This window comes from Microbacterium sp. zg.Y909, from assembly GCF_024626565.1.
The window spans coordinates 1-4,631 of sequence record NZ_JANJFJ010000350.1 but is presented as its reverse complement, the minus strand read 5'-3'; the positions used below and the strand labels follow the sequence as shown (position 1 = coordinate 4,631).

At 70.8% G+C, this 4,631-nt stretch carries 4 protein-coding genes; 3 read left to right on the top strand and 1 reads right to left on the bottom strand.

Features of this window, described 5'->3' with window-relative positions:
- Positions 1-1,262, bottom strand: a 1,262-nt coding sequence (gene proS / locus NQ160_RS18935; protein ID WP_257516658.1) for a proline--tRNA ligase, incomplete at its 3' end; no start/stop codon positions are given.
- A 666-nt stretch (positions 1,263-1,928) separates the two neighbouring features.
- Between proS and NQ160_RS18930 the strand changes: the two genes are divergently transcribed.
- The 3 genes from NQ160_RS18930 to NQ160_RS18920 form a co-directional block, all read left to right on the top strand.
- Positions 1,929-2,747 carry a glycosyltransferase family 2 protein gene (locus tag NQ160_RS18930; protein ID WP_257516657.1) on the top strand — a complete coding sequence of 273 codons (819 nt, stop codon included), beginning with the start codon at positions 1,929-1,931 and terminating at the stop codon, positions 2,745-2,747.
- On the top strand, positions 2,747-3,691 hold the full coding sequence (locus tag NQ160_RS18925) for a glycosyltransferase family 2 protein (protein ID WP_257516659.1): 945 nt from the start codon (positions 2,747-2,749) through the stop codon (positions 3,689-3,691). Before NQ160_RS18930 ends, NQ160_RS18925 begins: the two co-directional genes overlap by 1 nt.
- On the top strand, positions 3,688-4,631 hold a 944-nt coding region (locus NQ160_RS18920; protein ID WP_257516656.1), incomplete at its 3' end, for a hypothetical protein. The genes NQ160_RS18925 and NQ160_RS18920, both read left to right, overlap by 4 nt.

Genomic DNA, 4,631 nt, shown 5'->3' with positions numbered 1-4,631 from the left:
ACAGGACCCGAGCCGTCGGGGGCGGGATCCCCCGCGCGCACGGTGGCGACCTCGACGAACGCGTCGGCGGTGAAGTCGCGCCCCGCGACGAGGCGGGCGACGTGCTTCTGATCGATGTTGGCGCCGGTGATCCACGCCGTGCCGTCGACCACGCGGGGGTCGAGGAAATAGCGGATGCCGGTGGCTGACTCCTCGCCGAGGATCGGTCCCTTCTCGGACCACGGGCCGATATAGCCCTTCACCAGCAGGGGGTTGGCGGCGAAGTCCGCCTCGGTCGCCGGCTCCACAGCGGCGGGGGCGAAGGCCACTTCGACGCGCTTGTCGTCGATGTCGCGGTCGCCGGGCAGTCCGACGACCACCAGTTCGCGCGTGCCGTCGAGGTGGGTGAGGGCGAGCACGACGTTCTTCAGCGTGTCGGCGGCGGTGTACTCGCCGTCGAGGTGGGCGTTGCAGTGCGCCACGAGCGTCTCGATCGTCGGGGTGTTCGGGGAGTCGAAGATCACCGGGGCGGGCAGGCCGTCGAACGGGATCGGGTCGGGGACGACCGTGGTGAACGCCTCGACGTTGGCGGCGTAGCCGCCGGCGGAGCGGACGAACGTGTCCTCCCCCACCGGGGTGGGGTGCAGGAACTCCTCGGAGCGCGATCCGCCCATCGCACCGGCATCCGCCTGGACGATGACGTACTCCAGTCCGAGGCGCTGGAAGATGCGCTCGTACGCGTCGCGCTGCGCCTGGTATGAGGCGTCGAGTCCGGCGTCGGTGTAGTCGAACGAGTACGCGTCCTTCATCGTGAACTCACGGCCGCGCAGCAGGCCCGCCCGGGGACGCGCCTCGTCGCGGTACTTGTCCTGGATCTGGTAGATCGACAGCGGGAGGTCCTTGTACGACGAGTAGAGGTCCTTCACGAGCAGCGTGAAGACCTCTTCGTGCGTCGGCGCGAGCAGGTAATCAGCTCCCTTGCGGTCCTGCAGTCGGAACAGAGCGTCGCCGTACTCCTCCCACCGGCCGGTGGCCTCATAGGGCTCGCGCGGCAGCAGCGCCGGGAAGTGCACCTCGTAGGCGCCGGCGGCGGCCATCTCCTCGCGCACGATCTGCTCGATCTTGCCCTTGACGCGCAGCCCCAGTGGCAGCCAGGCGAACACGCCGGGCGCCTGGCGGCGGATGTAGCCGGCGCGGACGAGCAGCCGGTGGCTCGTGACCTCCGCATCGGCGGGGTCTTCACGGAGCGTACGGAGGAAGAAGTGCGACAGACGGGTGACCACGAGGATTCAGTCTACGGATGCCGCGGCCCGGCCGTGGCTGCCACGGCCGCGGGTCAGCGTGTGCGCGTGTACTCGGTGACCGTGACGGCGGTGAACGCAGAGCAGGCGCGCACGTCGCACAGGGAGCATTCCGTGCCCGGGCGGTAGTGCTCGTGCGCCTCGCGAACGTGCCCGCACGCGCACATGTTCGACTGCGGTTCGGTCCGCTTCGGGGTCTTCCTCATGTCTCGTCCCTCCCTCGGCCGACGGGACTCCCCGGGCTCGGTCATCCGGGGTTCCCTGTCCTCCCAGACAGCCGCTCACTCCATTGTGGACCGCAAATGTCGTTTGTCCACCGAATGGGGGACGTCACGCGCCGACGACGCCCCGCTGTCCCCCATTCGGTGGACGAAAAACCGCGGAATTCCGCCGATGTCCTCCGAAGAGGGGACACGTTTCGGCCAATTGGTAACCGGCCCCGTCGGTAGCGTTCACAGGGATGTAACACCCGGCCGGAACGCTCAGACCATCGACATCGGAGCATCAGGTTCCCTGGCCGGGCCTCCACCAAGAGGACACGACCCCCTGGGTGCGAAGGCGCGCCGCCGTGCATGCGCCCGCCCGATTTCGTGGCATCGCCGACCCTCGGAAACCCATCGCGCCCCCCGACGAAAAAGGTGACTCCCTGTGACCATCCCCGTGCACTCCGCACCCCGCATATCGATCATCGTCCCCGCCCGGAACGAGGCCAAGAACCTCGAGATCGTGCTGCCCCTTCTTCCCGACGTGCACGAGATCATCGTCGTGGACGGTCACTCGGTGGACGGCACCGCCGACGTCGCCCGCCGCGTGCGACCGGGCGTCGACGTCATCACCCAGACCCGCAAGGGCAAGGGCAACGCGCTGGTGTGCGGTTTCGAGCACGCGACCGGGGACATCATCGTCATGTTCGACGCCGACGGCTCCGCCGACCCCGACGAGATCCCGCGCTTCGTCGACGCGCTCGTGCAGGGTGCCGACGTCAGCAAGGGAAGTCGTTACATGGCCGGCGGCGCGAGCGAGGACATCACGTTCCACCGCAACCTCGGCAACCGGGGCCTCAACCTGCTGACCAACATCCTGCTCGGCACCCGCCACTCCGACCTCTGCTACGGCTACAACGCCTTCTGGCGCCGCATCCTCCCCGCCTTGGAGCTTCCCGCAGCGCACATCCCGGGTGCCGAGGGCCAGATGGTCTGGGGCGACGGCTTCGAGATCGAGACCCTGCTGACCTGCCGCATGGCCGAGAACCGTCTGCACGTGGTCGAGGTTCCGAGCGTCGAGCTTCCCCGCATCCACGGCGAGAGCAACCTCAACGCCGTCACCGATGGGCTGCGGGTGCTGCGCACCGTGCTCGACGAGCGGATGAGGCGCTGGGGTCGCAAGCGCGGTGCCCGCACAGCCGGCTCCCCGGCTTCGCCCGCCCCCACGGCGCCCGCCGAGCGCGCGGAGTCGATCGGCCGGTGATGTCGGTCAGTGTGGTGATCTGCGCGTACACGCTCGATCGCTGGGATCAGCTGGCTTTGGCCATGGCCTCGGTAACGGACCAGGCGATCGCAGACGAGACGATCCTCGTCATCGATCACAACGACGAGCTGCTGCGTCGCGCCCAGGCCCGGTGGCCTGAGTCGCACGTGCTGGCCAACGCCGGCGCGCAGGGACTCTCCGCCGCGCGCAACACCGCCCTGCAGATGGCCCGCGGCGACATCGTCGCGTTCCTCGACGACGATGCGGTCGCCGAGCCCGGATGGCTGCGCACCCTCGTCGACGGATTCGCAGAGCCGTCGGTCGTCGCCGTCGGCGGCAGCGCGGTGCCGCTGTGGCCGGGCGACGCTCCGGCGGTGCTCCCCGATGAGCTGCTCTGGATCGTCGGGTGCAGCTATCGCGGACTTCCCACACGACCCGGCCCGGTGCGCAACGTCATGGGCTGCTCGATGGCCTTCCGCCGCGACCCGCTGCTCGCCGTCGGCGGCTTCAACACCGACACCGGCCGCGTGGGCAAGCTGCCCATCGGCTGTGAGGAGACCGAGGTGTGCATCAAGCTGCGCCAGGTCGACCCGGCCCACATCGTGCGGTACGAGCCGTCCGCGCGCGTGCGCCATCACGTCAGCGCCGACCGGACGCGAATGGCATACGTCGCCCACCGCAGCTGGTGCGAAGGGATCTCCAAAGCGGGGATCGCGCGTACCGTCGGGCGCCAGGACGCGCTCTCGGCCGAGTCCGCCTATGCCTCGCGCGTGCTCCCCGCCGCCCTCTGGCGGGAACTGCGCCGCGGGCCGCAGGGCGTGCCTGCAGCCGCCGCCATCGTGCTCTCACTGCTCCTCGCGGGCGCGGGTTACCTGCGCGGGAGCGTCGCCCCCGTTCGGGCCGGCAGCCCGCGCCGCTCGCTGACAGGGCGGACGCCCGCGTGACGGGGGTACGGCGCCGGCACCCCGACGCCCCCGGCGCCGGCACCTCGGTGGGTCGACGCATCACGCGCGACTCGCTCTGGCTGTCGGCGGGGTACGCCGTGACCTCGCTGTCCGGGTTCGTCTTCTGGATGCTGGCGGCACTGTGGATCCCGCAGGCCCAGCTGGGCCTGGAGGCCTCGGCACTGGCGGTCATCATGGCCGCGGCCGCGCTGGCATCCAACGGCCCGGGAAGCGCGCTGGTCGTCATGCTCCCGCTGGGCGGCCCGGCAGCGTGGTCGCTGCTGGGGCGCGCCTATGCCGTGACGGCGGGGCTCGGCGCGGCGACCGGACTCGTGGCGGGAGGGCTGGTGGCCATGGTGCTGCGCCCGGATCCGCCGGTCGTGGTCACGGTGGCCGTGGTCACCCTGTGCACCGTGGTGTGGGCTCTGTTCAACGTGCTGACCCAGGCGCTGGCCGGCGCCGCCGACGCCCGCAGCACGCTCCTGCTCAACGGCTCGGCGAACCTGCTGAAGCTCGCCCTGTTGGCGGTGCTCGCCTTCGGGGCGGTCGGCCCGGCGCATCCGCTCGTGACGGCCACGATCGTCCCCGCTGTCTGCGCGGTCGCCGTCGGCGCCCTCGTGCTGGTGCCGCGCGCCCTGCGACGGGAGCAGGCACGGCGGCCGAGCACGCACACCTGGAACGCCGGGGTCGCCAGGGCGTTCGGCCTCTTCACCGCGCAGAACGCCCTGGCGGTCGGCGTGGTCCTCTGCGCGGGACTGTCGCTGTCGTTCGTCGTCACGGCCCTGGCCTCCCCCGAAGAGGGCGCGGTGTTCGCCATCGCCTATCAGTTCAGCGTCGCGCTGGACCTCGTGGGCGTCGCCGTCGCGACGGCGCTGGCCAAGAGCGCCGCGGCCGACTTCGACCCCAGCGCGGTGCTCGCCCGGTCGTACTCGCGCTCGGT

Bases quoted from the DNA above. Each gene is read 5' to 3' on its own strand.
- NQ160_RS18925 (WP_257516659.1), top strand. From the start codon at position 2,747: ATGTCGGTCAGTGTGGTGATCTGCGCGTACACGCTCGATCGCTGGGAT.